38 protein-coding genes are annotated in these 20,855 nt (G+C 51.1%); 33 read left to right on the top strand and 5 right to left on the bottom strand.

Annotated features, from left to right (window positions below; genetic code table 11):
- Positions 1 to 49 precede the first annotated feature (49 nt).
- The 33 genes from bfd (at position 50) to PAT9B_RS18230 (ending at position 15,968) form a co-directional block, all read left to right on the top strand.
- Entirely contained in the window at positions 50 to 244 is a 195-nt protein-coding gene (bfd, locus tag PAT9B_RS18390; protein ID WP_013510772.1) for a bacterioferritin-associated ferredoxin, read from the top strand.
- Between the two features lie 101 nt (positions 245 to 345).
- Complete coding sequence (bfr, locus tag PAT9B_RS18385; RefSeq protein WP_013510771.1) at positions 346 to 828, top strand: bacterioferritin; 483 nt, start codon at positions 346 to 348, stop codon at positions 826 to 828.
- Positions 829 to 1,140: 312 nt separating this feature from the next.
- Positions 1,141 to 1,452, top strand: coding sequence for a 30S ribosomal protein S10 (gene rpsJ / locus PAT9B_RS18380; protein WP_006120582.1), 312 nt, complete (start codon positions 1,141 to 1,143; stop codon positions 1,450 to 1,452).
- 32 nt (positions 1,453 to 1,484) lie between these two features.
- Positions 1,485 to 2,111, top strand: coding sequence for a 50S ribosomal protein L3 (gene rplC, locus PAT9B_RS18375; protein WP_013510770.1), 627 nt, complete (start codon positions 1,485 to 1,487; stop codon positions 2,109 to 2,111).
- Between the two features lie 10 nt (positions 2,112 to 2,121).
- Positions 2,122 to 2,727 (top strand): 50S ribosomal protein L4, encoded by a 606-nt coding sequence (rplD, locus tag PAT9B_RS18370; protein ID WP_013510769.1) that lies wholly within the window; start codon positions 2,122 to 2,124, stop codon positions 2,725 to 2,727.
- Positions 2,724 to 3,026, top strand: a complete 303-nt coding sequence (gene rplW, locus PAT9B_RS18365; protein ID WP_010618574.1) for a 50S ribosomal protein L23 — start codon at positions 2,724 to 2,726, stop codon at positions 3,024 to 3,026. The genes rplD and rplW overlap by 4 nt, the downstream gene beginning before the upstream one ends.
- A 17-nt stretch (positions 3,027 to 3,043) precedes the next feature.
- The gene (rplB, locus tag PAT9B_RS18360) at positions 3,044 to 3,865 is read left to right on the top strand and encodes a 50S ribosomal protein L2 (RefSeq protein ID WP_013510768.1); all 822 of its coding nucleotides are present in this window, start codon (positions 3,044 to 3,046) and stop codon (positions 3,863 to 3,865) included.
- 16 nt (positions 3,866 to 3,881) lie between these two features.
- The gene (gene rpsS / locus PAT9B_RS18355; RefSeq protein WP_001138115.1) at positions 3,882 to 4,160 is read left to right on the top strand and encodes a 30S ribosomal protein S19; all 279 of its coding nucleotides are present in this window, start codon (positions 3,882 to 3,884) and stop codon (positions 4,158 to 4,160) included.
- Positions 4,161 to 4,173: 13 nt separating this feature from the next.
- Entirely contained in the window at positions 4,174 to 4,506 is a 333-nt protein-coding gene (gene rplV, locus PAT9B_RS18350) for a 50S ribosomal protein L22 (protein ID WP_007891659.1), read from the top strand.
- Positions 4,507 to 4,523: 17 nt separating this feature from the next.
- Positions 4,524 to 5,222 (top strand): 30S ribosomal protein S3, encoded by a 699-nt coding sequence (gene rpsC / locus PAT9B_RS18345; protein WP_009087585.1) that lies wholly within the window; start codon positions 4,524 to 4,526, stop codon positions 5,220 to 5,222.
- A gap of 12 nt (positions 5,223 to 5,234) precedes the next feature.
- Positions 5,235 to 5,645, top strand: coding sequence for a 50S ribosomal protein L16 (gene rplP, locus PAT9B_RS18340; RefSeq protein WP_002438716.1), 411 nt, complete (start codon positions 5,235 to 5,237; stop codon positions 5,643 to 5,645).
- A complete protein-coding gene (rpmC, locus tag PAT9B_RS18335; RefSeq protein WP_013510767.1) occupies positions 5,645 to 5,836 on the top strand; it encodes a 50S ribosomal protein L29 in 192 nt (63 codons plus the stop codon). Before rplP ends, rpmC begins: the two co-directional genes overlap by 1 nt.
- Positions 5,836 to 6,090, top strand: coding sequence for a 30S ribosomal protein S17 (gene rpsQ / locus PAT9B_RS18330; protein ID WP_013510766.1), 255 nt, complete (start codon positions 5,836 to 5,838; stop codon positions 6,088 to 6,090). Before rpmC ends, rpsQ begins: the two co-directional genes overlap by 1 nt.
- A gap of 170 nt (positions 6,091 to 6,260) precedes the next feature.
- Complete coding sequence (gene rplN / locus PAT9B_RS18325) at positions 6,261 to 6,632, top strand: 50S ribosomal protein L14 (RefSeq protein ID WP_013510765.1); 372 nt, start codon at positions 6,261 to 6,263, stop codon at positions 6,630 to 6,632.
- Between the two features lie 10 nt (positions 6,633 to 6,642).
- A complete protein-coding gene (gene rplX / locus PAT9B_RS18320) occupies positions 6,643 to 6,957 on the top strand; it encodes a 50S ribosomal protein L24 (RefSeq protein ID WP_013510764.1) in 315 nt (104 codons plus the stop codon).
- A gap of 14 nt (positions 6,958 to 6,971) precedes the next feature.
- Positions 6,972 to 7,511 (top strand): 50S ribosomal protein L5, encoded by a 540-nt coding sequence (gene rplE, locus PAT9B_RS18315; RefSeq protein ID WP_013510763.1) that lies wholly within the window; start codon positions 6,972 to 6,974, stop codon positions 7,509 to 7,511.
- 14 nt (positions 7,512 to 7,525) lie between these two features.
- Complete coding sequence (gene rpsN / locus PAT9B_RS18310; protein ID WP_006120592.1) at positions 7,526 to 7,831, top strand: 30S ribosomal protein S14; 306 nt, start codon at positions 7,526 to 7,528, stop codon at positions 7,829 to 7,831.
- A gap of 32 nt (positions 7,832 to 7,863) precedes the next feature.
- On the top strand, positions 7,864 to 8,256 hold the full coding sequence (gene rpsH, locus PAT9B_RS18305) for a 30S ribosomal protein S8 (RefSeq protein ID WP_013510762.1): 393 nt from the start codon (positions 7,864 to 7,866) through the stop codon (positions 8,254 to 8,256).
- A 12-nt stretch (positions 8,257 to 8,268) separates the two neighbouring features.
- On the top strand, positions 8,269 to 8,802 hold the full coding sequence (gene rplF / locus PAT9B_RS18300) for a 50S ribosomal protein L6 (protein ID WP_013510761.1): 534 nt from the start codon (positions 8,269 to 8,271) through the stop codon (positions 8,800 to 8,802).
- Positions 8,803 to 8,811: 9 nt separating this feature from the next.
- Positions 8,812 to 9,165, top strand: a complete 354-nt coding sequence (gene rplR, locus PAT9B_RS18295) for a 50S ribosomal protein L18 (protein ID WP_013510760.1) — start codon at positions 8,812 to 8,814, stop codon at positions 9,163 to 9,165.
- A gap of 14 nt (positions 9,166 to 9,179) precedes the next feature.
- The gene (gene rpsE / locus PAT9B_RS18290) at positions 9,180 to 9,680 is read left to right on the top strand and encodes a 30S ribosomal protein S5 (protein ID WP_013510759.1); all 501 of its coding nucleotides are present in this window, start codon (positions 9,180 to 9,182) and stop codon (positions 9,678 to 9,680) included.
- 5 nt (positions 9,681 to 9,685) lie between these two features.
- Positions 9,686 to 9,865, top strand: a complete 180-nt coding sequence (rpmD, locus tag PAT9B_RS18285; protein WP_013510758.1) for a 50S ribosomal protein L30 — start codon at positions 9,686 to 9,688, stop codon at positions 9,863 to 9,865.
- Positions 9,866 to 9,868: 3 nt separating this feature from the next.
- The gene (rplO, locus tag PAT9B_RS18280; protein WP_013510757.1) at positions 9,869 to 10,303 is read left to right on the top strand and encodes a 50S ribosomal protein L15; all 435 of its coding nucleotides are present in this window, start codon (positions 9,869 to 9,871) and stop codon (positions 10,301 to 10,303) included.
- A gap of 7 nt (positions 10,304 to 10,310) precedes the next feature.
- Entirely contained in the window at positions 10,311 to 11,642 is a 1,332-nt protein-coding gene (gene secY / locus PAT9B_RS18275) for a preprotein translocase subunit SecY (RefSeq protein WP_013510756.1), read from the top strand.
- A 32-nt stretch (positions 11,643 to 11,674) separates the two neighbouring features.
- Positions 11,675 to 11,791 carry a 50S ribosomal protein L36 gene (rpmJ, locus tag PAT9B_RS18270; RefSeq protein ID WP_004160566.1) on the top strand — a complete coding sequence of 39 codons (117 nt, stop codon included), beginning with the start codon at positions 11,675 to 11,677 and terminating at the stop codon, positions 11,789 to 11,791.
- A gap of 146 nt (positions 11,792 to 11,937) precedes the next feature.
- A complete protein-coding gene (gene rpsM, locus PAT9B_RS18265) occupies positions 11,938 to 12,294 on the top strand; it encodes a 30S ribosomal protein S13 (RefSeq protein WP_013510755.1) in 357 nt (118 codons plus the stop codon).
- Between the two features lie 16 nt (positions 12,295 to 12,310).
- Entirely contained in the window at positions 12,311 to 12,700 is a 390-nt protein-coding gene (gene rpsK, locus PAT9B_RS18260) for a 30S ribosomal protein S11 (RefSeq protein WP_004160563.1), read from the top strand.
- A gap of 32 nt (positions 12,701 to 12,732) precedes the next feature.
- Positions 12,733 to 13,353: a 30S ribosomal protein S4 gene (gene rpsD, locus PAT9B_RS18255; protein WP_013510754.1), complete on the top strand. Its 621-nt coding sequence runs from the start codon at positions 12,733 to 12,735 to the stop codon at positions 13,351 to 13,353.
- 25 nt (positions 13,354 to 13,378) lie between these two features.
- Positions 13,379 to 14,368, top strand: a complete 990-nt coding sequence (rpoA, locus tag PAT9B_RS18250; protein ID WP_007891688.1) for a DNA-directed RNA polymerase subunit alpha — start codon at positions 13,379 to 13,381, stop codon at positions 14,366 to 14,368.
- A 40-nt stretch (positions 14,369 to 14,408) separates the two neighbouring features.
- Positions 14,409 to 14,795 carry a 50S ribosomal protein L17 gene (gene rplQ / locus PAT9B_RS18245; RefSeq protein WP_003850180.1) on the top strand — a complete coding sequence of 129 codons (387 nt, stop codon included), beginning with the start codon at positions 14,409 to 14,411 and terminating at the stop codon, positions 14,793 to 14,795.
- Positions 14,796 to 14,907: 112 nt separating this feature from the next.
- Positions 14,908 to 15,279, top strand: coding sequence for a DnaJ family domain-containing protein (locus tag PAT9B_RS18240; protein WP_013510753.1), 372 nt, complete (start codon positions 14,908 to 14,910; stop codon positions 15,277 to 15,279).
- A 1-nt stretch (position 15,280) separates the two neighbouring features.
- Positions 15,281 to 15,724, top strand: a complete 444-nt coding sequence (zntR, locus tag PAT9B_RS18235; protein ID WP_013510752.1) for a Zn(2+)-responsive transcriptional regulator — start codon at positions 15,281 to 15,283, stop codon at positions 15,722 to 15,724.
- 43 nt (positions 15,725 to 15,767) lie between these two features.
- A complete protein-coding gene (locus PAT9B_RS18230; protein WP_013510751.1) occupies positions 15,768 to 15,968 on the top strand; it encodes an alternative ribosome-rescue factor A in 201 nt (66 codons plus the stop codon).
- A gap of 36 nt (positions 15,969 to 16,004) precedes the next feature.
- Here the strand turns inward: PAT9B_RS18230 and mscL are convergent, their stop codons facing one another.
- The 5 genes from mscL to def form a co-directional block, all read right to left on the bottom strand.
- On the bottom strand, positions 16,005 to 16,415 hold the full coding sequence (gene mscL, locus PAT9B_RS18225) for a large-conductance mechanosensitive channel protein MscL (RefSeq protein ID WP_013510750.1): 411 nt from the start codon (positions 16,413 to 16,415) through the stop codon (positions 16,005 to 16,007).
- Positions 16,416 to 16,532: 117 nt separating this feature from the next.
- A complete protein-coding gene (gene trkA / locus PAT9B_RS18220; protein WP_013510749.1) occupies positions 16,533 to 17,909 on the bottom strand; it encodes a Trk system potassium transporter TrkA in 1,377 nt (458 codons plus the stop codon).
- Positions 17,910 to 17,939: 30 nt separating this feature from the next.
- On the bottom strand, positions 17,940 to 19,226 hold the full coding sequence (gene rsmB / locus PAT9B_RS18215; RefSeq protein ID WP_013510748.1) for a 16S rRNA (cytosine(967)-C(5))-methyltransferase RsmB: 1,287 nt from the start codon (positions 19,224 to 19,226) through the stop codon (positions 17,940 to 17,942).
- A gap of 48 nt (positions 19,227 to 19,274) precedes the next feature.
- Entirely contained in the window at positions 19,275 to 20,219 is a 945-nt protein-coding gene (fmt, locus tag PAT9B_RS18210; protein ID WP_013510747.1) for a methionyl-tRNA formyltransferase, read from the bottom strand.
- 21 nt (positions 20,220 to 20,240) lie between these two features.
- Positions 20,241 to 20,753 (bottom strand): peptide deformylase, encoded by a 513-nt coding sequence (def, locus tag PAT9B_RS18205; RefSeq protein WP_013510746.1) that lies wholly within the window; start codon positions 20,751 to 20,753, stop codon positions 20,241 to 20,243.
- Positions 20,754 to 20,855: the final 102 nt, after the last annotated feature.

The raw sequence follows: 20,855 nt of genomic DNA, 5'->3' as shown, positions 1-20,855 counted from the left end.
CCATTCTCATTTACACTTTGATCAGAAAATGTACCGGAGCCTGTAGTAAATGTACGTCTGCCTGTGTAATGCCGTGAGTGATAAAACCCTCCGCGAAGTAGTCCGCCGCTATCAGCCCAAATCTATTCAGCATTTGCGCCAACTGGTTCCTATTGGTAAACAGTGTGGCAAATGTATCCGTGCCGCACGTGAAATCATGGATGACGAGCTCCAGCAGGTGCCGCTGTATAAAGAGATCGCCTGATTCACCGCCTGGCAATGGAATAACCACAAAAACTGTCGCGTTTTTTTGACTTCTTTTTATCCGCATCTACGCTCTTATTAACTGGAAGCGGAGGAAGCGAAATGAAGGGCGACACTAAAATCATAAATCATCTCAACAAATTGCTGGGGAATGAGCTGGTTGCTATCAACCAGTACTTTCTTCATGCACGTATGTTCAAAAACTGGGGTCTGATACGCCTCAATGATGTGGAGTATCACGAGTCCATTGATGAAATGAAACATGCGGACAAGTACATTGAACGCATTCTGTTTCTTGAAGGGATTCCCAACTTACAGGATCTTGGCCGGTTACGGATTGGTGAGGATGTGCCGGAAATGCTGCAATCTGACCTGACGCTGGAGCTGGAAGGGGCGAAGGATTTGCGCGAAGCCATCGCCTATGCTGACAAAGTCCACGATTACGTCAGCCGCGATATGATGATTGAAATTCTTGCCGACGAAGAACACCACATTGACTACCTGGAGACCGAGCTGGAACTGATCAACAAAATCGGGATTCAGAATTACCTACAGGCACAAATCAAAGAAGAGGGTGACAGCTAAGCAGATTCCTTCCCAGGTTATGCCCGGCCCGCCGCGTTCTGTGATCGCTGCGGGCTTTTCTTTTCCTGCCAACTCCTTTTCTGGTTAAAAACGCATCATGGGTTGCTTCCTGAACAGATTTGCGTATAATGCGCGGGCCTGCCGATATTGGTTGGCGCGATTCGAGCAGAATCGCAGGTGGTTGTAAGCTAGGCCGCCTGACAATACTCCCAATTGGGGAGTTATATGCTGAACGATTACACTCCTCCATCAATCGTAATGGGTGTGGGTAGTAATTTTTTTCGTTTATAAAATGTTTGGAGCCTTGGTCTCATGTCGAACCAAAGAATCCGTATCCGTCTTAAAGCGTTTGATCATCGCCTGATCGATCAATCAACCGCGGAAATCGTTGAGACTGCCAAGCGCACTGGTGCGCAGGTACGTGGTCCGATCCCGCTGCCGACTCGCAAAGAGCGCTTCACCGTTCTGATCTCTCCGCACGTTAACAAAGATGCGCGTGATCAGTACGAAATCCGCACTCACAAGCGTCTGGTAGACATCGTTGAGCCAACTGAAAAAACCGTTGATGCTCTGATGCGTCTGGATCTGGCTGCCGGTGTTGACGTGCAGATCAGCCTGGGTTAATCAGGTCATCGAGCGATTGAGAGGTTGATACAATGAGTGGTTTAGTCGGTAAAAAAGTGGGCATGACCCGCATCTTCACTGAAGATGGCGTTTCAATCCCAGTAACCGTTATTGAAGTTGAAGCAAACCGCGTTACCCAGGTGAAAACTCTGGAGAACGATGGTTACCAGGCGATCCAGGTTACCACCGGTGCTAAAAAAGCTAACCGTGTGACCAAACCTGAAGCTGGTCATTTTGCTAAAGCTGGCGTTGAAGCTGGTCGTGGCCTGTGGGAATTCCGCACCGAAGGTGAAGAATACTCTGTTGGTCAGAACATCAGTGTTGAAATCTTCGCTGAAGTGAAAAAAGTAGACGTAACCGGCACCTCTAAAGGTAAAGGTTTCGCAGGTACCGTTAAGCGCTGGAACTTCCGTACCCAGGACGCGACACACGGTAACTCCTTGTCTCACCGCGTACCGGGTTCTATCGGTCAGAACCAGACTCCGGGCAAAGTGTTCAAAGGCAAGAAAATGGCTGGTCAGCTGGGTAATGAGCGCGTAACCGTTCAGAGCCTGGAAGTAGTACGTGTTGACGCTGAGCGCAACCTGCTGCTGGTGAAAGGTGCAGTTCCGGGTGCGACCGGTAGCGACCTGATCGTTAAACCGGCTGTGAAGGCGTAAGGGGATAGCAATGGAATTAGTATTGAAAGACGCGCAGAGCGCGCTGACTGTTTCCGAAACTACCTTCGGTCGTGATTTCAACGAAGCGCTGGTTCACCAGGTTGTTGTTGCCTACGCTGCTGGTGCTCGTCAGGGTACTCGTGCGCAGAAAACTCGTGCTGAAGTAACGGGTTCAGGCAAAAAGCCTTGGCGTCAGAAAGGCACCGGCCGTGCGCGTTCAGGTTCTATCAAGAGCCCGATCTGGCGTTCAGGTGGCGTGACCTTCGCTGCGCGTCCGCAGGACCACAGTCAAAAAGTTAACAAAAAGATGTACCGCGGCGCGCTGAAAAGCATCCTGTCCGAGCTGGTACGTCAGGACCGTCTGATCGTTGTCGAATCATTCTCTGTTGAAGCACCGAAAACCAAGCTGCTGGCACAGAAACTGAAAGACATGGCGCTGGAAGACGTGCTGATCATCACCGGCGAACTGGATGAGAATCTGTTCCTGGCTGCGCGTAACCTGTACAAGGTTGACGTGCGCGATGCAGCAGGTATCGACCCAGTTAGCCTGATCGCCTTCGACAAAGTCGTTATGACTGCTGAAGCAGTTAAGCAAGTTGAGGAGATGCTGGCATGATCCGTGAAGAACGTCTGCTGAAAGTACTGCGCGCGCCGCACGTATCTGAAAAAGCATCTACCGCGATGGAAAAAACCAATACCATCGTTCTCAAAGTTGCTAAAGACGCGACCAAAGCAGAGATCGTTGCTGCTGTTGAGAAACTGTTCGAAGTAGAAGTTAAAGACGTAAACACCCTGGTTGTTAAGGGTAAAGTTAAGCGTCACGGACAGCGTATCGGTCGTCGTAGCGACTGGAAAAAAGCTTACGTCACCCTGAAAGAAGGCCAGAACCTGGACTTCGTCGGCGGCGCTGAGTAAGTCGGAGGAGAAAGACAATGGCAGTTGTTAAATGTAAACCGACATCTCCGGGTCGTCGTCACGTAGTTAAAGTGGTCAACCCTGAGCTGCACAAGGGCAAACCTTTTGCTCCGTTGCTGGAAAAAAACAGCAAATCCGGTGGTCGTAACAACAATGGTCGTATCACTACCCGTCATATCGGTGGTGGTCACAAGCAGGCTTACCGTATTGTTGACTTCAAACGCAACAAAGATGGTATCCCGGCAGTTGTTGAGCGTCTTGAGTACGATCCGAACCGTTCTGCGAACATCGCACTGGTTCTGTACAAAGATGGCGAGCGCCGTTACATCCTGGCCCCTAAAGGCCTGAAAGCTGGCGACCAGATTCAGTCTGGCGTTGATGCTGCGATCAAAGCGGGTAACACCCTGCCGATGCGTAACATCCCAGTGGGTTCTACCGTTCACAACGTAGAAATGAAACCAGGCAAAGGCGGTCAGATTGCTCGCTCAGCTGGTGCTTACGTGCAGATCGTTGCGCGTGAAGGTTCCTACGTTACCCTGCGTCTGCGTTCAGGTGAAATGCGTAAAGTCGAAGCTGACTGCCGCGCAACTCTGGGCGAAGTCGGTAACGCTGAGCACATGCTGCGCGTTCTGGGTAAAGCCGGTGCAACTCGTTGGCGCGGTGTTCGTCCTACCGTTCGCGGTACTGCGATGAACCCAGTCGATCACCCGCACGGTGGTGGTGAAGGTCGTAACTTTGGTAAGCACCCGGTAACTCCGTGGGGCGTTCAGACCAAAGGTAAGAAGACCCGTAGCAACAAGCGTACTGATAAATTTATCGTACGTCGCCGTAGCAAATAATTTTAGAGGATAAGCCATGCCACGTTCTCTCAAGAAAGGTCCTTTTATTGACCTGCACTTGCTGAAGAAGGTAGAGAAAGCGGTGGAAAGCGGAGACAAGAAGCCCCTGCGCACCTGGTCCCGTCGTTCAACGATCTTCCCTAACATGATCGGTTTGACCATCGCTGTCCATAATGGTCGTCAGCACGTTCCTGTCTTTGTTTCCGACGAAATGGTCGGCCACAAGCTGGGTGAATTTGCACCGACACGTACTTATCGCGGCCACGCTGCTGATAAGAAAGCCAAGAAGAAATAAGTAGGAGGAAGAGATGGAAACTATTGCTCAACATCGCCATGCTCGTTCTTCTGCTCAGAAGGTTCGCCTCGTTGCTGACCTGATTCGCGGTAAGAAAGTGTCGCAGGCTCTGGATATTCTGACTTACACCAACAAGAAAGCGGCTGTACTGGTTAAGAAAGTCCTGGAATCTGCCATTGCTAACGCCGAACACAACGATGGCGCTGATATCGACGATCTGAAAGTTGCGAAAATTTTCGTAGATGAAGGCCCAAGCATGAAGCGCATTATGCCTCGTGCAAAAGGTCGTGCAGATCGCATCCTGAAGCGCACCAGCCACATTACTGTGGTTGTGTCCGATCGCTGAGACTCTGGAGACTAGCAATGGGTCAGAAAGTACATCCTAATGGTATTCGCCTGGGTATTGTAAAACCATGGAACTCTACCTGGTTTGCGAACACCAAAGAATTCGCTGACAACCTGGACAGCGATTTTAAAGTACGTCAGTTCCTGACTAAAGAACTGGCAAAAGCGTCTGTATCACGCATCGTTATCGAGCGTCCGGCTAAGAGCATCCGTGTGACCATTCACACCGCTCGTCCGGGTATCGTTATCGGTAAGAAAGGTGAAGACGTTGAGAAACTGCGTACGGTCGTCGCGAATATCGCTGGCGTTCCTGCACAGATCAACATCGCTGAAGTCCGTAAACCGGAACTGGACGCGAAACTGGTAGCTGACAGCATCACTTCACAGCTGGAGCGTCGTGTGATGTTCCGTCGTGCTATGAAGCGTGCAGTTCAGAACGCCATGCGTCTGGGCGCGAAGGGTATTAAAGTTGAAGTTAGCGGCCGTCTGGGCGGCGCGGAAATCGCACGTACCGAATGGTACCGCGAAGGTCGCGTACCGTTGCACACTCTGCGTGCTGACATTGACTACAACACCTCTGAAGCGCACACCACTTATGGTGTAATCGGCGTTAAGGTATGGATCTTCAAAGGTGAGATCCTGGGTGGTATGGCTGCTGTTGAACAACCGGAACCGGCTGCTCAACCTAAAAAGCAGCAGCGTAAAGGCCGTAAGTAAGGAGAGTCGCTGATGTTACAACCAAAGCGTACGAAATTCCGTAAAGTGCACAAAGGCCGTAACCGCGGTCTGGCGCAGGGTACGGATGTTAGCTTCGGTACTTTCGGTCTGAAAGCTGTTGGCCGTGGTCGTCTGACTGCACGTCAGATCGAAGCAGCACGTCGTGCTATGACCCGTGCAGTTAAGCGTCAAGGTAAGATCTGGATCCGTGTATTCCCGGACAAACCGATCACCGAGAAGCCGCTGGAAGTGCGTATGGGTAAAGGTAAGGGTAACGTGGAGTATTGGGTTGCCCTGATCCAGCCTGGTAAAGTCCTGTATGAAATGGACGGCGTACCGGAAGAGCTGGCCCGTGAAGCATTCAAGCTGGCAGCAGCAAAACTGCCTATCAAAACCACCTTTGTAACTAAGACGGTGATGTAATGAAAGCAACTGAGCTGCGTGAAAAAAGCGTTGAAGAGCTGAACGCTGAGCTGCTTAACCTGCTGCGTGAGCAGTTTAACCTGCGCATGCAGGCAGCATCTGGCCAACTGCAGCAGACCCATCTGCTGAAGAATGTGCGCCGTGATGTTGCACGTGTTAAGACTTTACTGACTGAGAAGGCGGGTTCGTAATGACCGATAAAATCCGTACTCTGCAAGGTCGTGTTGTTAGTGACAAAATGCAGAAATCTGCAGTTGTTGCTATCGAGCGTTTCGTGAAGCACCCGATCTACGGTAAATTCATTAAACGTACGACTAAGCTGCACATCCACGACGAGAACAACGAATGCGGTATCGGTGACGTGGTTGAAATCCGCGAATGCCGTCCGCTGTCCAAGACTAAGTCCTGGACTCTGGTTCGCGTTGTAGAGAAAGCGGTTCTGTAATAGAATCCTCTTCCTCTAAAAAATAAGATGAACGGCTCTCGCGAGCCGTTCATTTTTTCTACCCATATGCAGGAACCGGTGTTATAATGCCGCGCCCTCAATTATGGGGCTTTTTAACGACCTGAGGTTTTGGGTCCCGAAGTAGTAGTTGACATTAGCGGAGCACTAAAATGATCCAAGAACAGACTATGCTGAACGTCGCCGACAACTCCGGTGCACGTCGCGTAATGTGTATCAAGGTTCTGGGTGGCTCGCACCGTCGCTACGCAGGCGTCGGCGATATCATCAAAGTTACCATCAAGGAAGCAATTCCTCGTGGTAAGGTGAAAAAAGGTGATGTCCTGAAGGCGGTAGTGGTGCGCACCAAGAAGGGTGTTCGTCGCCCGGACGGTTCTGTCATTCGCTTCGATGGCAACTCATGCGTTATTTTAAACAATAACTCTGAGCAGCCTATCGGAACGCGTATTTTTGGGCCGGTAACTCGTGAACTTCGTACTGAAAAGTTCATGAAAATTATCTCTCTGGCACCAGAAGTACTCTAAGGAGCGAACAATGGCAGCGAAAATCCGTCGTAACGACGAAGTTATCGTGCTTACCGGCAAAGACAAAGGTAAGCGCGGTAAAGTAAAGAACGTCCTGACTTCTGGTAAAGTCATCGTTGAAGGTATCAACCTGGTTAAGAAACACTCTAAGCCGGTACCGGCTCTGAACCAACCAGGTGGCATCGTTGAAAAAGAAGCCGCTATTCAGGTTTCTAACGTTGCAATCTTCAATGCGGCAACCGGCAAGGCTGACCGTGTAGGCTTTAGATTCGAAGACGGCAAAAAAGTCCGTTTCTTCAAGTCTAACAGCGAAACTATCAAGTAATTTGGAGTAGTACGATGGCGAAACTGCATGATTACTACAAAGACGAAGTAGTCCAGAAACTCATGACTGAGTTCGGCTACAATTCTGTCATGCAAGTCCCTCGGGTCGAGAAGATCACCCTGAACATGGGTGTTGGTGAAGCGATCGCTGACAAGAAACTGCTGGATAACGCAGCAGCTGACCTGGCAGCAATCTCCGGTCAAAAACCGCTGATCACCAAAGCACGCAAATCAGTTGCAGGCTTCAAAATCCGTCAGGGCTATCCGATCGGCTGTAAAGTAACTCTGCGCGGCGAGCGCATGTGGGAGTTCTTTGAGCGCCTGATCACTATTGCTGTACCGCGTATCCGTGACTTCCGTGGCTTGTCTGCGAAGTCTTTCGACGGTCGTGGTAACTACAGCATGGGCGTTCGTGAGCAGATCATCTTCCCAGAAATCGACTACGACAAAGTCGATCGCGTTCGTGGTTTGGATATTACCATTACCACTACTGCGAAATCTGATGATGAAGGCCGTGCTCTGCTGGCTGCCTTTGACTTCCCGTTCCGCAAGTAAGGTAGGGTTACTTCATGGCTAAGCAATCTATGAAAGCACGCGAAGTTAAGCGTGTGAAATTAGCAGACAAGTTCTTCGCAAAACGCGCTGAACTGAAAGCGATCATTTCTGATGTGAACGCTTCTGACGAAGATCGTTGGGATGCCGTTCTCAAGCTGCAGAGTCTGCCGCGTGATTCCAGCCCTTCACGTCAGCGTAACCGCTGCCGTCAAACAGGTCGTCCGCACGGTTTCCTGCGGAAGTTTGGGTTGAGCCGTATCAAGGTCCGTGAAGCCGCAATGCGCGGTGAAATCCCGGGTCTGAAAAAGGCAAGCTGGTAATTGTCACCATTTGAATCACGGGAGTAACACAGATGAGCATGCAAGATCCGATCGCGGATATGCTGACCCGTATCCGTAACGGTCAGGCCGCGAACAAAGTTGCGGTCTCTATGCCTTCCTCCAAGCTGAAAGTGGCAATTGCCAACGTGCTGAAGGAAGAAGGCTATATTCAAGATTTTAAAATCGAAGGCGACATCAAGCCGGAACTGGAACTGACTCTTAAGTATTTCCAGGGTAAAGCTGTTGTAGAAAACATTCAGCGTGTTAGCCGTCCAGGTCTGCGCATCTATAAGAAAAAAGATGAGCTGCCAAAAGTAATGGCTGGTCTGGGCATCGCTGTAATTTCTACATCTAAAGGTGTTATGACTGATCGTGCAGCGCGCCAGGCTGGTCTTGGTGGCGAAATTATCTGCTACGTAGCGTAATCGGAGGAAAACATGTCTCGTGTTGCAAAAGCACCTGTCGTTGTTCCTGCCGGCGTAGAGGTAAAACTCAACGGTCAGGAAATTTCGATCAAAGGTAAAAACGGCGAGCTGACTCGTACTATCAACCAAGCTGTTGAAGTTAAGCATGCAGACAACGCCCTGACTTTCGCTCCGCGCGAAGGTTATGCGGATGGTTGGGCACAGGCAGGTACTGCTCGTGCGCTGCTGAACGGCATGGTTATTGGTGTTACCGAAGGCTTCACCAAGAAGCTGCAATTGGTTGGTGTTGGTTATCGTGCAGCTGTAAAAGGCAACTCTGTGAGTCTGGCCCTGGGCTTCTCTCACCCTGTTGACCATGCACTGCCGGCTGGCATCACTGCCGAATGCCCAACTCAGACTGAAATCGTGCTGAAAGGCGCTGATAAGCAGCTGATTGGTCAGGTTGCAGCTGATCTGCGCGCCTACCGTCGTCCTGAGCCTTACAAAGGCAAGGGTGTTCGTTACGCCGACGAAGTCGTGCGTACCAAAGAGGCTAAGAAGAAGTAAGGTAACACTATGGATAAGAAATCTGCTCGTATCCGTCGTGCGACCCGTGCACGTCGCAAGCTCAAAGAGCTGGGTGCTACTCGCCTGGTGGTACATCGTACCCCGCGTCACATTTACGCACAGGTAATCGCCCCGAACGGTTCCGAAGTTCTGGTTGCTGCTTCTACTGTAGAAAAAGCTATCGCTGAACAACTGAAGTATACCGGTAACAAAGACGCCGCTGCAGCTGTAGGTAAAGCTCTGGCTGAGCGCGCTATCGAAAAAGGCATCAAAGATGTTTCTTTCGACCGTTCCGGTTTCCAATATCATGGTCGCGTCCAGGCACTGGCAGATGCTGCTCGTGAAGCTGGCCTTCAGTTCTAAGGTAGAGGTCTAAGATGGCACACATCGAGAAACAAGCTGGCGAACTGCAGGAAAAACTGATCGCGGTAAACCGTGTATCTAAAACTGTTAAAGGTGGTCGTATTTTCTCCTTCACAGCTCTGACTGTGGTAGGTGATGGTAACGGTCGCGTCGGTTTTGGTTACGGCAAAGCGCGTGAAGTCCCAGCAGCGATCCAGAAAGCGATGGAAAAAGCCCGTCGCAATATGATTAACGTCGCGCTGACGCACGGCACCCTGCAGCACCCGGTTAAAGGTGCGCACACGGGTTCTCGTGTGTTCATGCAGCCGGCTTCTGAAGGTACCGGTATCATCGCCGGCGGTGCAATGCGCGCCGTTCTGGAAGTCGCTGGAGTTCATAACGTTCTGGCTAAAGCGTATGGTTCCACCAACCCGATCAACGTGGTTCGTGCAACTATCGACGGCCTGGGCAACATGAAGTCTCCGGAAATGGTCGCTGCCAAGCGTGGTAAATCCGTTGAAGAAATTCTGGGGTAATCACGATGGCGAAGACTATTAAAATTACACAAACCCGTAGCTCAATCGGCCGCCTGCCTAAGCATAAAGCCACTCTGGTTGGCCTGGGTCTGCGTCGTATTGGTCACACCGTAGAGCGTGAAGACACGCCGGCAGTACGCGGTATGATCAACGCGATTTCCTACATGCTGAAAGTGGAGGAGTAAGAGATGCGTTTAAACACTCTGTCTCCGGCCGAAGGGTCTAAACACGCTTCTAAGCGTCTGGGTCGTGGTATCGGTTCTGGCCTCGGTAAAACCGGCGGTCGTGGTCACAAAGGTCAGAAGTCTCGTTCTGGCGGTGGCGTGCGTCGCGGTTTCGAGGGTGGTCAGATGCCTCTGTACCGTCGTCTGCCGAAATTCGGTTTCACCTCTCGCAAAGCAATGGTCACTGCAGAAGTTCGTCTGTCTGACCTGGCGAAAGTTGAAGGCGGTATTGTTGACCTGAACACGCTGAAAGCAGCAAACATTGTCGGTGTTCAGATTGAATTTGCGAAAGTGATTCTGTCTGGTGAAGTTTCTGCACCGGTAACGGTTCGCGGTCTGCGTGTCACCAAAGGTGCTCGTGCTGCAATCGAAGCTGCTGGCGGTAAAATCGAGGAATAAGTAGCAGATGGCAAAGCAACCGGGATTAGATTTTCAAAGTGCCAAAGGTGGCTTTGGTGAACTGAAGCGCAGACTTTTGTTTGTTATCGGTGCACTGATTGTCTTCCGTATTGGCTCTTTTATTCCGATCCCTGGTATCGATGCCACTGTACTTGCCAAACTGCTTGAGCAACAGCGTGGCACCATCATTGAAATGTTCAACATGTTCTCTGGTGGTGCTCTCAGTCGTGCCTCAATCTTCGCGCTGGGTATTATGCCGTACATTTCGGCCTCTATTATTATCCAGCTGCTGACGGTGGTTCATCCAGCGTTAGCGGAGATTAAGAAAGAAGGGGAGGCTGGCCGTCGTAAGATTAGCCAGTACACCCGTTATGGCACGCTGGTTCTGGCCGTATTCCAGTCGATCGGTATTGCTACCGGTCTGCCGAATATGCCTGGAATGCAGGGCCTGGTAATTAATCCAGGCTTTGCCTTCTATTTTACCGCTGTTGTGAGTCTGGTTACCGGGACAATGTTCCTGATGTGGCTGGGCGAACAGATTACTGAACGTGGTATCGGTAACGGTATTTCGATCATTATCTTCGCAGGTATTGTTGCGGGACTCCCGCCGGCCATTGGCCATACCATCGAGCAAGCGCGGCAAGGCGACCTGCACTTCCTTCTGTTGCTGTTGGTTGCAGTTCTCGTATTTGCAGTGACCTTCTTCGTTGTTTTCGTAGAACGTGGTCAACGCCGCATTGTGGTGAACTACGCTAAGCGTCAGCAAGGTCGTCGTGTTTATGCTGCACAGAGCACACATTTACCGTTGAAAGTGAATATGGCAGGGGTTATCCCGGCAATCTTCGCTTCCAGCATTATCCTGTTCCCGGCGACGATAGCATCCTGGTTCGGGGGCGGTACCGGTTGGAACTGGCTGACAACAATTTCGCTGTATTTGCAGCCAGGACAGCCGCTTTATGTGCTACTCTATGCGACTGCAATCATCTTCTTCTGTTTCTTCTATACGGCGTTGGTGTTCAACCCGCGTGAAACAGCAGATAACCTGAAGAAGTCTGGTGCATTCGTACCGGGAATTCGTCCGGGAGAGCAAACGGCGAAGTATATCGATAAAGTAATGACACGTCTGACCTTAATCGGCGCACTGTATATTACTTTTATTTGCCTGATCCCGGAGTTCATGCGTGATGCCATGAAGGTTCCCTTCTACTTTGGCGGTACTTCACTGCTCATCGTAGTGGTTGTCATCATGGACTTTATGGCTCAAGTGCAAACTCTGATGATGTCGAGTCAGTACGAGTCTGCATTGAAGAAAGCTAACCTGAAAGGCTACGGCCGTTAATTCAGGCGCTTGAGAAGTTACGGAGAGTAAAAATGAAAGTTCGTGCTTCCGTCAAGAAATTATGTCGTAACTGCAAAATCATCCGTCGCGACGGCGTCGTGCGTGTGATTTGCAGCGCCGAGCCTAAGCATAAACAGCGCCAGGGCTGATTTTCTCACATATTTTTCTTGCAAAGTCGGGTTGAGCTGGCTAGATTAGCCAGCCAATCTTTTGTATGTCGATGCGTTTCCATTTGAGTATCCTGAAAACGGGCTTTTCAGCATGGTTCGCATTTATTTAATTATAGGAGTGCATAGTGGCCCGTATAGCAGGCATTAACATTCCTGATCAAAAACACACCGTTATCGCATTAACTTCGATTTTCGGTATCGGCAAAACCCGTTCTAAAGCCATCTGTGCTGAAACGGGCATCGCTGAAAATGTTAAGATCAGTGAGCTGTCTGAAGAACAAATTGATCAGCTGCGTGATGCAGTTGCGAAATTCGTTGTAGAAGGTGATCTGCGCCGTGAAATCACCCTGAGCATCAAGCGTCTGATGGACCTTGGTTGCTACCGTGGTTTGCGCCATCGTCGTGGTCTGCCAGTACGCGGTCAGCGTACCAAGACCAACGCACGTACCCGTAAGGGTCCGCGTAAACCGATCAAGAAATAATCGGGGTGAGTAAATAATGGCAAAGGCACCAGTTCGTGCACGTAAACGTGTAAGAAAGCAAGTCTCAGATGGCGTGGCTCACGTCCATGCTTCTTTTAACAACACCATCGTTACCATCACTGATCGTCAGGGTAACGCACTGGGTTGGGCAACCGCCGGTGGTTCCGGTTTCCGCGGTTCACGTAAATCTACTCCGTTTGCTGCTCAGGTCGCTGCAGAGCGCTGTGCAGAAGCCGTGAAAGATTACGGTATTAAGAACCTGGAAGTTATGGTTAAGGGTCCGGGTCCGGGTCGCGAATCAACTATTCGTGCTCTGAACGCCGCTGGTTTCCGCATCACTAACATTACTGATGTGACTCCGATCCCTCACAACGGTTGTCGTCCGCCGAAAAAACGTCGCGTATAACGCCTCGTTTTTAGGATAGTTGGAGAAAGAAAATGGCAAGATATTTGGGTCCTAAGCTCAAGCTGAGCCGTCGTGAGGGCACTGACTTATTCCTTAAGTCTGGTGTTCGCGCGATCGATTCCAAGTGCAAAATTGAACAAGCCCCTGGTCAGCATGGTGCGCGTAAACCGCGTCTGTCTGATTACGGCGGTCAGTTACGTGAAAAACAGAAAGTTCGTCGTATCTACGGCGTGCTGGAACGTCAGTTCCGTAACTACTATAAAGAAGCAGCGCGTCTGAAAGGCAACACCGGTGAAAACCTGTTAGCTCTGCTGGAAGGTCGTCTGGATAACGTAGTTTACCGTATGGGTTTTGGTGCCACTCGTGCAGAAGCACGTCAGCTGGTTAGCCACAAATCTATCCTGGTGAACGGCCGCGTTGTTAACATCGCTTCTTATCAGGTATCTCCGAATGATGTCGTAAGCATCCGTGAGAAAGCCAAAAAGCAATCTCGCGTGAAGGCCGCTCTGGAGCTGGCTGAGCAGCGTGAAAAGCCAACCTGGCTGGAAGTTGATGCGACTAAGATGGAAGGTGTGTTCAAGCGTATTCCTGAGCGTACTGATCTGTCTGCGGACATTAACGAACACCTGATCGTCGAGCTTTACTCTAAGTAAAGCTTAGTACCAAAGAGAGGACACAATGCAGGGTTCTGTGACAGAGTTTCTAAAACCGCGCCTGGTAGATATCGAGCAAGTGAGTTCGACGCACGCCAAGGTGACCCTTGAGCCGTTAGAGCGTGGCTTTGGCCATACTCTTGGCAACGCACTGCGCCGTATTCTGCTTTCTTCCATGCCGGGTTGCGCGGTGACCGAGGTTGAGATTGATGGCGTGCTCCACGAGTACTCCACCAAAGAGGGCGTACAGGAAGATATCCTGGAAATCCTGCTTAACCTGAAAGGGCTGGCGGTAAGAGTTCAGGGTAAAGATGAAGTCATCCTGACCCTGAATAAATCTGGCATTGGCCCTGTGACTGCAGCCGACATTACCCACGACGGTGATGTCGAAATCGTCAAGCCGCAGCATGTGATCTGCCACCTGACCGATGAAAACGCATCTATTAGCATGCGTATCAAAGTTCAACGTGGTCGTGGTTATGTGCCGGCTTCTGCCCGAATTCATTCGGAAGAAGATGAGCGCCCAATCGGCCGTCTGTTAGTAGACGCTTGCTACAGCCCTGTAGACCGTATTGCCTACAATGTTGAAGCAGCGCGTGTTGAACAGCGTACCGACCTGGACAAGCTGGTCATCGAAATGGAAACCAACGGCACAATCGATCCTGAAGAGGCGATTCGTCGTGCGGCAACCATCCTGGCAGAACAACTGGAAGCTTTCGTTGACTTACGTGATGTACGTCAGCCGGAAGTGAAAGAAGAGAAACCAGAATTCGATCCGATCCTGCTGCGCCCTGTTGACGATCTGGAATTGACTGTCCGCTCTGCTAACTGCCTTAAGGCAGAAGCTATCCACTACATCGGTGATCTGGTACAGCGTACCGAGGTTGAGCTGCTTAAAACGCCTAACCTGGGTAAAAAATCTCTTACCGAGATTAAAGACGTGCTGGCCTCACGTGGTCTGTCTCTGGGCATGCGCCTGGAAAACTGGCCGCCGGCAAGCATCGCTGATGAATAACCCGATCACAGGTTAAGGTTTCACTGAGAAGGATAAGGTCATGCGCCATCGTAAGAGTGGTCGTCAACTGAACCGTAACAGCAGCCATCGTCAGGCTATGTTCCGCAACATGGCTGGTTCTCTGGTTCGTCATGAGATCATTAAGACGACTCTGCCGAAAGCCAAAGAGCTGCGTCGCGTAGTTGAGCCGCTGATTACTCTTGCCAAGACCGACAGCGTAGCTAATCGTCGTCTGGCATTCGCCCGCACTCGTGATAACGAGATCGTGGCAAAACTGTTTAACGAGCTGGGCCCGCGTTTCGCGAGCCGTGCCGGTGGTTACACTCGTATTCTGAAGTGTGGCTTCCGTGCTGGTGACAACGCTCCGATGGCATACATCGAGCTGGTTGATCGTCCAGAAGCTCAAGCAGAAGCTGCTGCAGAGTAATTTGCAGTAACGTAAAAAACCCGCTTCGGCGGGTTTTTTATTGCCTGTCGTTTCTTCCCATTTTCTCCCCTTCCGCTATGCTGATGGCAGTTATCCCTGTCAGGAGCGCCTCATGTGGCTAATTGACCAACTTGCAGAACAACATATCCTTGCCGCTCAGGAAAAAGGTGAACTGAGCAATTTGCGTGGCGAGGGTGCACCATTGCTACTGGAAGATGACAGCGGTGTACCGGAAGAGCTGCGTATGGGCTATCGGCTGTTAAAAAATGCCGGTTTTCTGCCGCCAGAGCTGGAGATGCGGCGTGAAGCTCTGGAAGTAAAAGATCTGCTACGCGAGTTGGACCCTGACGATCATCAGGCCCGAGAGTTGGCGAAAAAACTGAGCTTACTGGAACTGAAACTGCGCCAGGCAGGGATGAGTACGGCGTTCCTGCAAGGAGAGTATCGTGAGGCGATTAAGCAGCATCTGGGGCAGGAGAAATAATATGTATCGTATTGGGCAGTTGGCGAAGATGGCTGATGTTACTCCTGACACCATCCGCTTTTATGAAAAGCAGCAAATGATGGATCATGAGGTGCGCACAGAAGGCGGATTCCGTTTATATAGCGATGATGACTTGCAGCGTCTGCGCTTTATCCGTTACGGACGTCAGTTAGGTTTTAGCCTTGATGCAATTCGTGGATTGCTGTCGATCCGTATCGATCCCGAACATCACACTTGCCAGGAATCAAAAGCCATTGTGGCGAAGCGTCTTGATGAAGTCAGCAGCATGATTGTGGAGCTTCAAACGATCCAGCGCTCGCTGCAACGTCTGTCTGAAACCTGTTGTGGTGATCTCCATAGCAGCGCCTGCTGCTCAATTCTCGAAGCGCTGGAGAAGGGGGAAGAACCGCAACCCGAAATTTGTTGTAGCAAGGATTGTAATTAACGCGAATAGGCCTATAGTTGCGCAGTCAATCATTGGAGGAAATATGAGCCGTTATCAGCATCAAAAAGGGCAGATCAAAGACAACGCCATCGAGGCGCTATTGCACGACCCGCTGTTTCGCCAGCGTATTGAGCAGAATCAGAAAGGGAAAGGCAGCTATCGGCGTAAAGACAAACACGCGAAGCGGGGTAACTGGGAGGCCAGTGGTAAGCAAAGCAGTTTACCACTGGCCTTCTGGTTTTAAGGATAAAAAAACCGCCTGTCCAGGCGGTTTTCTCTATCAGATTTTGGTGTTTTGTTGCTTCAGCAGGTCACGAATTTCCGTCAATAACAGTTCTTCATTCGTCGGTTTCGGATCGGCTTTCTCTACTTCTTTTTTCTTGTACAGTTTATTCATCAATTTGATGGCGATAAAAATGGCCAATGCGACGATAACGAAATCAAAAATGCTTTGAATAAAGACACCGTATTCCATTACGACGGCAGGGGCTGTGCCTTCCGCAGGTTTTATGATCCACTTGAACTGTTTAAAATCCACCCCGCCAATCAGTAACCCCAGCGGCGGCATAATAATATTAGCCACCAGCGATGAAACAATCTTGCCAAACGCGGCACCGATAATTACACCAACTGCGAGGTCAACCACGTTACCGCGCATCGCAAAATCACGAAACTCTTTGAAAAAACTCATTGTTATCTCCTTGCCTTGGCCAATGCCTAAAGTCTAACAAACCTTTTAACATTTGCCATTACAACAAAGGATTAAACTGGATTATCACGACGGGCAATAAAATCTTGCCCGCAATGATTAAAGGAAGAAGGGGCTTGGCTGGAACAGCCGTTCCACATCGGGCACAAATTTCTTATCAGTCAGGAACATAATCACGTGGTCGCCTTGCTCAATGCGAACATTATCATTGGCAATAATGACTTCATCGCCACGAACCACAGCGCCAATGATGGTGCCTGGCGGCAATTTAATATCTTCGATCAAACGTCCAACGACGCGTGAAGTGGTTTCTTCACCGTGGGCGATCGCTTCGATCGCTTCGGCAATACCACGACGTAACGAGGAGACGCCAACAATGTCTGCTTTACGCACATGGCCGAGCAACGCAGAAATGGTGGCTTGCTGAGGTGAAATGGCGATATCGATCACGCTGCCCTGCACCAGATCGACATAGGCACGGCGCTGGATCAACACCATGACTTTTTTCGCCCCCATTTTTTTCGCCAGCATCGCTGACATGATGTTGGCTTCATCATCGTTGGTGACCGCAATAAACAGATCGATTTGATCGACATGTTCTTCAGCCAGCAACTCCTGATCGGAAGCATCACCATAGAATACAATCGTATCCTGTAGCTGTTCTGCCAGTTCTGCTGCGCGCTGTGGATTTCGTTCGATCAGTTTTACGCTGTACTGCTTTTCCAGCCGTTGTGCCAGGCCAAAGCCGATATTACCGCCCCCCACCAGCATGATGCGTTTGTACGGTTTTTCCAGCCGCTGCATCTCACTCATTACGGCGCGGATATGCTGGCTGGCGGCGATAAAGAAGACTTCATCACCGGCTTCAACGATCGTCGAACCCTGCGGGCGAATGGGACGATCCTGACGAAAGATCGCCGCCACACGTGTGTCAATATGCGGCATATGCTCGCGCAGAATGGAGAGTGGGTTACCGACTAATGGACCGCCGTAATACGCTTTCACCACGGCGAGGCTCACTTTGCCTTCGGCAAAATTCACCACCTGCAACGCCCCCGGATATTGGATCAGACGGTAAATATTGTCGATCACCAGTTGTTCTGGCGAGATCAAATGGTCAATAGGGACGGCTTCCGGTACGAACAACTTCTCAGCATCACGCAGATAATCAGCCGCACGGATACGCGCGATACGGTTGGGGGTATTGAATAAGGAGTAAGCGATCTGACAAGCGATCATATTGGTTTCGTCAGAGCTGGTGACCGCCACCAACATGTCAGCATCTTCCGCACCGGCTTCACGCAGGATTCGGGGATGAGAACCATGCCCGTGCACCACGCGCAGATCGAATTTGTCCTGCAACTGACGTAAACGCGTGGGATCGCTATCCACGACGGTAATGTCGTTGTTCTCACCGACCAGGTTTTCTGCGAGGGTTCCGCCGACCTGCCCGGCACCAAGGATTATAATTTTCATCGCGATAAGCTCTTGTCAGATTGCGCTGTACTATTTTTTCATCAGCTTAGCGTAGAAGAAACCATCCCCGCCATCCGTTGCGGGAAACACCTGCCAACCATTTTCCTGACCATGCGGTAACGCCTCAGCAATCGCATCGGGATGGGTAGCCAGGAAAGCCGTGATCTGCTGATGATTCTCTTCCGGCAGAACTGAACAGGTAGCATAAAGCAAAGTGCCGCCACTTTTCAGTCGTGGCCAAACTGCATGGAGAATCTCACGTTGCAGGCTGGCCAGTTCGGCGATATCACGATCGCGCCGCAGCCATTTGATGTCGGGATGGCGACGGATCACGCCCGTTGCTGAGCAGGGCGCATCCAGCAGAATGCGGTCAAATTGCTTATCACCACACCATTCAGCCGGGGTGCGGCCATCGCCCTGACGCACATCTGCCTGCATGCCGAGGCGTTGCAGGTTCTCTCTCACGCGGGTCAGGCGCTGTTCGTCAATATCGACGGCAAGCACGGCAGCCTGCGGTGCAATTTCGAGGATATGGGTGGTTTTGCCGCCGGGAGCGGCACACAGGTCGAGTATGGATTCACCATTTTGTGGCTCAAGCAGCAAAGCACAGCGTTGTGCGGATAAATCCTGCACGGTCACCCAACCTTGATCGAAACCTGGCAGTTGGCCGACTGCGGTTGGTGCCTCCAGACGCAGCGAATCAGGAGCATCCCCGACAAAGGCGCTTTTTTCGGTCTCTTCAAGCAGCGCCAACCAGGTGTCGCGGGGGTGATGCTGACGGTTGACGCGCAGCCACATCGGCGGTCGCTGATTGTTGGCTTCGACAATTTGCTGCCACTGTTCTGGCCACGCTGTTTGCAAACGTTTCAGCAACCAAGCTGGATGCAGATGGCGCTGTGTCCCCTGATCGACCTCAGCAACCAGCGCTTCCTGCTGTCGCTGGAACTGGCGTAGCACACCGTTGAGTAAGCCTTTCAGGTTTGCACGTTTTAACACTTCCGCACCCGCCACGGTTTCAGCTAATGCAGCATGCGGAGGGACGCGGGTATAAAGCAACTGATACAAGCCGACCATAATGAGGTAATGGAGAACGCGCTGCTTCCCGGTTAAAGGACGCTCCATCAACTTGCTAATTAATGCTTCGAGCTGGGGCAAGGTGCGCATAACGCCAAAGCAGAGTTCTTGCAGCAGCGCCCCGTCTTTATCGGACAGGCTTTTTTGGGCACCGGGCAATATGGCGCTGAGCGATTCGCCTTTATCTACTACGCGTTCAATCAATTGCGCGGCGAGGCTACGCAGGTTTGTGTTTTTTTTCATGCGATTCATTCATTAAACAAAAAGCCCGGTATTAACCGGGCTACGGGATCAGGCCAGAATGCTACCAGGCGTGAACCATTCACGGCGTGAGTTAAGCAGATCCTGTGCGGACATGGCTTTTTTGCCGGCAGGCTGGAGCGAAAGCAGGTTCAGAACACCGTCAGCGGTTGCAATCTGGATACCTTGCTTATCGGCGTGGAGTATTTCGCCGGGCTGTTTGGCCTGATGCGGTAACACACTGGCTTGCCAGACTTTCACCGGTTGATCATCAACCATGAAATAGCTCATCGGCCAGGGATTAAAGGCGCGAATGCAGCGCTCAAGTTGCGCGGCGGAAAGCGTCCAGTCGAGGCGAGCTTCTTCTTTACTCAGTTTCTCGGCGTAGCTGACCAGCGCTTCATCCTGTTTTTCTGGCTGTGCGCTGCCAGTGGCCAGTTGCTCCAGCGTTTTGAGCATTCCTTCAGGACCGAGCTGCGCCAGCTTGTCATACAGCGTGGCACTGGTGTCCTGTTGGGTAATCGGGCAGGCGAGTTTATGCAGCATATCGCCGGTATCCAGACCGACATCCATTTGCATGATGGTCACACCGGTTTCCGCATCGCCAGCCCAGAGGGAACGCTGGATCGGCGCGGCACCACGCCAGCGCGGCAGCAAGGAGCCGTGGACGTTGATACATCCCAGCCGCGGCATATCCAACACCGCTTTCGGTAAAATCAGACCGTAAGCGACCACCACCATCACATCGGCCTGCAATGCAGCAACCAACTGCTGATTATCTTCCGGTTTGAGCGACTTAGGCTGGAAAACCGGTACATCATGCGCCTGCGCCAACACTTTTACCGGGCTGGGCGTGAGTTTGTTGCCGCGTCCGGCAGGACGATCGGGCTGGGTAAAAACGCCAACCACCTGATGCTCAGAAGCAAGCAGCGCGTCAAGATGACGCGCTGCAAAGTCAGGTGTACCGGCAAAGATGATTTTTAACGGTGCAGACACAGTTCAACCTTCTGTTTGCACTCAGGATGCGCGTGCATTCTGGCGTGCCAGTTTTTCCAGTTTCTGTTTAATGCGCTGGCGTTTCAGCGGGGACAGATAATCAATAAACAGTTTGCCATCGAGATGGTCGATTTCGTGCTGAATACAGATCGCCAGCAGGCCATCAGTTTCCAGTTCGAAGCTATTACCGTCACGATCTTGGGCACGGACTTTCACCCACTCAGCACGGGGGACAAAAGCACGCTGCTCAGGGATGGAGAGGCAACCCTCTTCAATACCGGTTTCGCCGCCTTTTTCCAGCAATTCTGGGTTAATCAGCACCAGACGTTCTTCACGGCTTTCTGACACATCAATGACGATGATGCGTTGATGAATATCCACCTGAGTCGCCGCCAGGCCAATGCCTTCTTCGGCGTACATTGTTTCAAACATGTCGTCGACGATGCGCTGTACCCCGGCGTCTACGGTTTTTACCGGCGCCGCGATTTTGCGAAGACGATCATCAGGGAAATGTAATACCTGCAAAACTGACATAAATTTCCAGATCTGTATGCGTTAAAGAAAAGATTACTGCCTCATATTGTAGACTTTTTGGGGCATGATTGACAGCATTCCACGGCATCAAGGCACAGGTCG

The organism is Pantoea sp. At-9b (genome assembly GCF_000175935.2).
GTDB lineage: Bacteria > Pseudomonadota > Gammaproteobacteria > Enterobacterales > Enterobacteriaceae > Pantoea.
This window is presented reverse-complemented; position numbering and strand designations above follow the sequence as displayed.

Coding starts and splice junctions, on each gene's coding strand:
- bfd (WP_013510772.1), top strand. CDS start 50: ATGTACGTCTGCCTGTGTAATGCCGTGAGTGATAAAACCCTCCGCGAA.
- bfr (WP_013510771.1), top strand. CDS start 346: ATGAAGGGCGACACTAAAATCATAAATCATCTCAACAAATTGCTGGGG.
- rpsJ (WP_006120582.1), top strand. CDS start 1,141: ATGTCGAACCAAAGAATCCGTATCCGTCTTAAAGCGTTTGATCATCGC.
- rplC (WP_013510770.1), top strand. CDS start 1,485: ATGAGTGGTTTAGTCGGTAAAAAAGTGGGCATGACCCGCATCTTCACT.
- rplD (WP_013510769.1), top strand. CDS start 2,122: ATGGAATTAGTATTGAAAGACGCGCAGAGCGCGCTGACTGTTTCCGAA.
- rplW (WP_010618574.1), top strand. CDS start 2,724: ATGATCCGTGAAGAACGTCTGCTGAAAGTACTGCGCGCGCCGCACGTA.
- rplB (WP_013510768.1), top strand. CDS start 3,044: ATGGCAGTTGTTAAATGTAAACCGACATCTCCGGGTCGTCGTCACGTA.
- rpsS (WP_001138115.1), top strand. CDS start 3,882: ATGCCACGTTCTCTCAAGAAAGGTCCTTTTATTGACCTGCACTTGCTG.
- rplV (WP_007891659.1), top strand. CDS start 4,174: ATGGAAACTATTGCTCAACATCGCCATGCTCGTTCTTCTGCTCAGAAG.
- rpsC (WP_009087585.1), top strand. CDS start 4,524: ATGGGTCAGAAAGTACATCCTAATGGTATTCGCCTGGGTATTGTAAAA.
- rplP (WP_002438716.1), top strand. CDS start 5,235: ATGTTACAACCAAAGCGTACGAAATTCCGTAAAGTGCACAAAGGCCGT.
- rpmC (WP_013510767.1), top strand. CDS start 5,645: ATGAAAGCAACTGAGCTGCGTGAAAAAAGCGTTGAAGAGCTGAACGCT.
- rpsQ (WP_013510766.1), top strand. CDS start 5,836: ATGACCGATAAAATCCGTACTCTGCAAGGTCGTGTTGTTAGTGACAAA.
- rplN (WP_013510765.1), top strand. CDS start 6,261: ATGATCCAAGAACAGACTATGCTGAACGTCGCCGACAACTCCGGTGCA.
- rplX (WP_013510764.1), top strand. CDS start 6,643: ATGGCAGCGAAAATCCGTCGTAACGACGAAGTTATCGTGCTTACCGGC.
- rplE (WP_013510763.1), top strand. CDS start 6,972: ATGGCGAAACTGCATGATTACTACAAAGACGAAGTAGTCCAGAAACTC.
- rpsN (WP_006120592.1), top strand. CDS start 7,526: ATGGCTAAGCAATCTATGAAAGCACGCGAAGTTAAGCGTGTGAAATTA.
- rpsH (WP_013510762.1), top strand. CDS start 7,864: ATGAGCATGCAAGATCCGATCGCGGATATGCTGACCCGTATCCGTAAC.
- rplF (WP_013510761.1), top strand. CDS start 8,269: ATGTCTCGTGTTGCAAAAGCACCTGTCGTTGTTCCTGCCGGCGTAGAG.
- rplR (WP_013510760.1), top strand. CDS start 8,812: ATGGATAAGAAATCTGCTCGTATCCGTCGTGCGACCCGTGCACGTCGC.
- rpsE (WP_013510759.1), top strand. CDS start 9,180: ATGGCACACATCGAGAAACAAGCTGGCGAACTGCAGGAAAAACTGATC.
- rpmD (WP_013510758.1), top strand. CDS start 9,686: ATGGCGAAGACTATTAAAATTACACAAACCCGTAGCTCAATCGGCCGC.
- rplO (WP_013510757.1), top strand. CDS start 9,869: ATGCGTTTAAACACTCTGTCTCCGGCCGAAGGGTCTAAACACGCTTCT.
- secY (WP_013510756.1), top strand. CDS start 10,311: ATGGCAAAGCAACCGGGATTAGATTTTCAAAGTGCCAAAGGTGGCTTT.
- rpmJ (WP_004160566.1), top strand. CDS start 11,675: ATGAAAGTTCGTGCTTCCGTCAAGAAATTATGTCGTAACTGCAAAATC.
- rpsK (WP_004160563.1), top strand. CDS start 12,311: ATGGCAAAGGCACCAGTTCGTGCACGTAAACGTGTAAGAAAGCAAGTC.
- rpsD (WP_013510754.1), top strand. CDS start 12,733: ATGGCAAGATATTTGGGTCCTAAGCTCAAGCTGAGCCGTCGTGAGGGC.
- rpoA (WP_007891688.1), top strand. CDS start 13,379: ATGCAGGGTTCTGTGACAGAGTTTCTAAAACCGCGCCTGGTAGATATC.
- rplQ (WP_003850180.1), top strand. CDS start 14,409: ATGCGCCATCGTAAGAGTGGTCGTCAACTGAACCGTAACAGCAGCCAT.
- PAT9B_RS18240 (WP_013510753.1), top strand. CDS start 14,908: ATGTGGCTAATTGACCAACTTGCAGAACAACATATCCTTGCCGCTCAG.
- zntR (WP_013510752.1), top strand. CDS start 15,281: ATGTATCGTATTGGGCAGTTGGCGAAGATGGCTGATGTTACTCCTGAC.
- PAT9B_RS18230 (WP_013510751.1), top strand. CDS start 15,768: ATGAGCCGTTATCAGCATCAAAAAGGGCAGATCAAAGACAACGCCATC.
- mscL (WP_013510750.1), bottom strand. CDS start 16,415: ATGAGTTTTTTCAAAGAGTTTCGTGATTTTGCGATGCGCGGTAACGTG.
- trkA (WP_013510749.1), bottom strand. CDS start 17,909: ATGAAAATTATAATCCTTGGTGCCGGGCAGGTCGGCGGAACCCTCGCA.
- rsmB (WP_013510748.1), bottom strand. CDS start 19,226: ATGAAAAAAAACACAAACCTGCGTAGCCTCGCCGCGCAATTGATTGAA.
- def (WP_013510746.1), bottom strand. CDS start 20,753: ATGTCAGTTTTGCAGGTATTACATTTCCCTGATGATCGTCTTCGCAAA.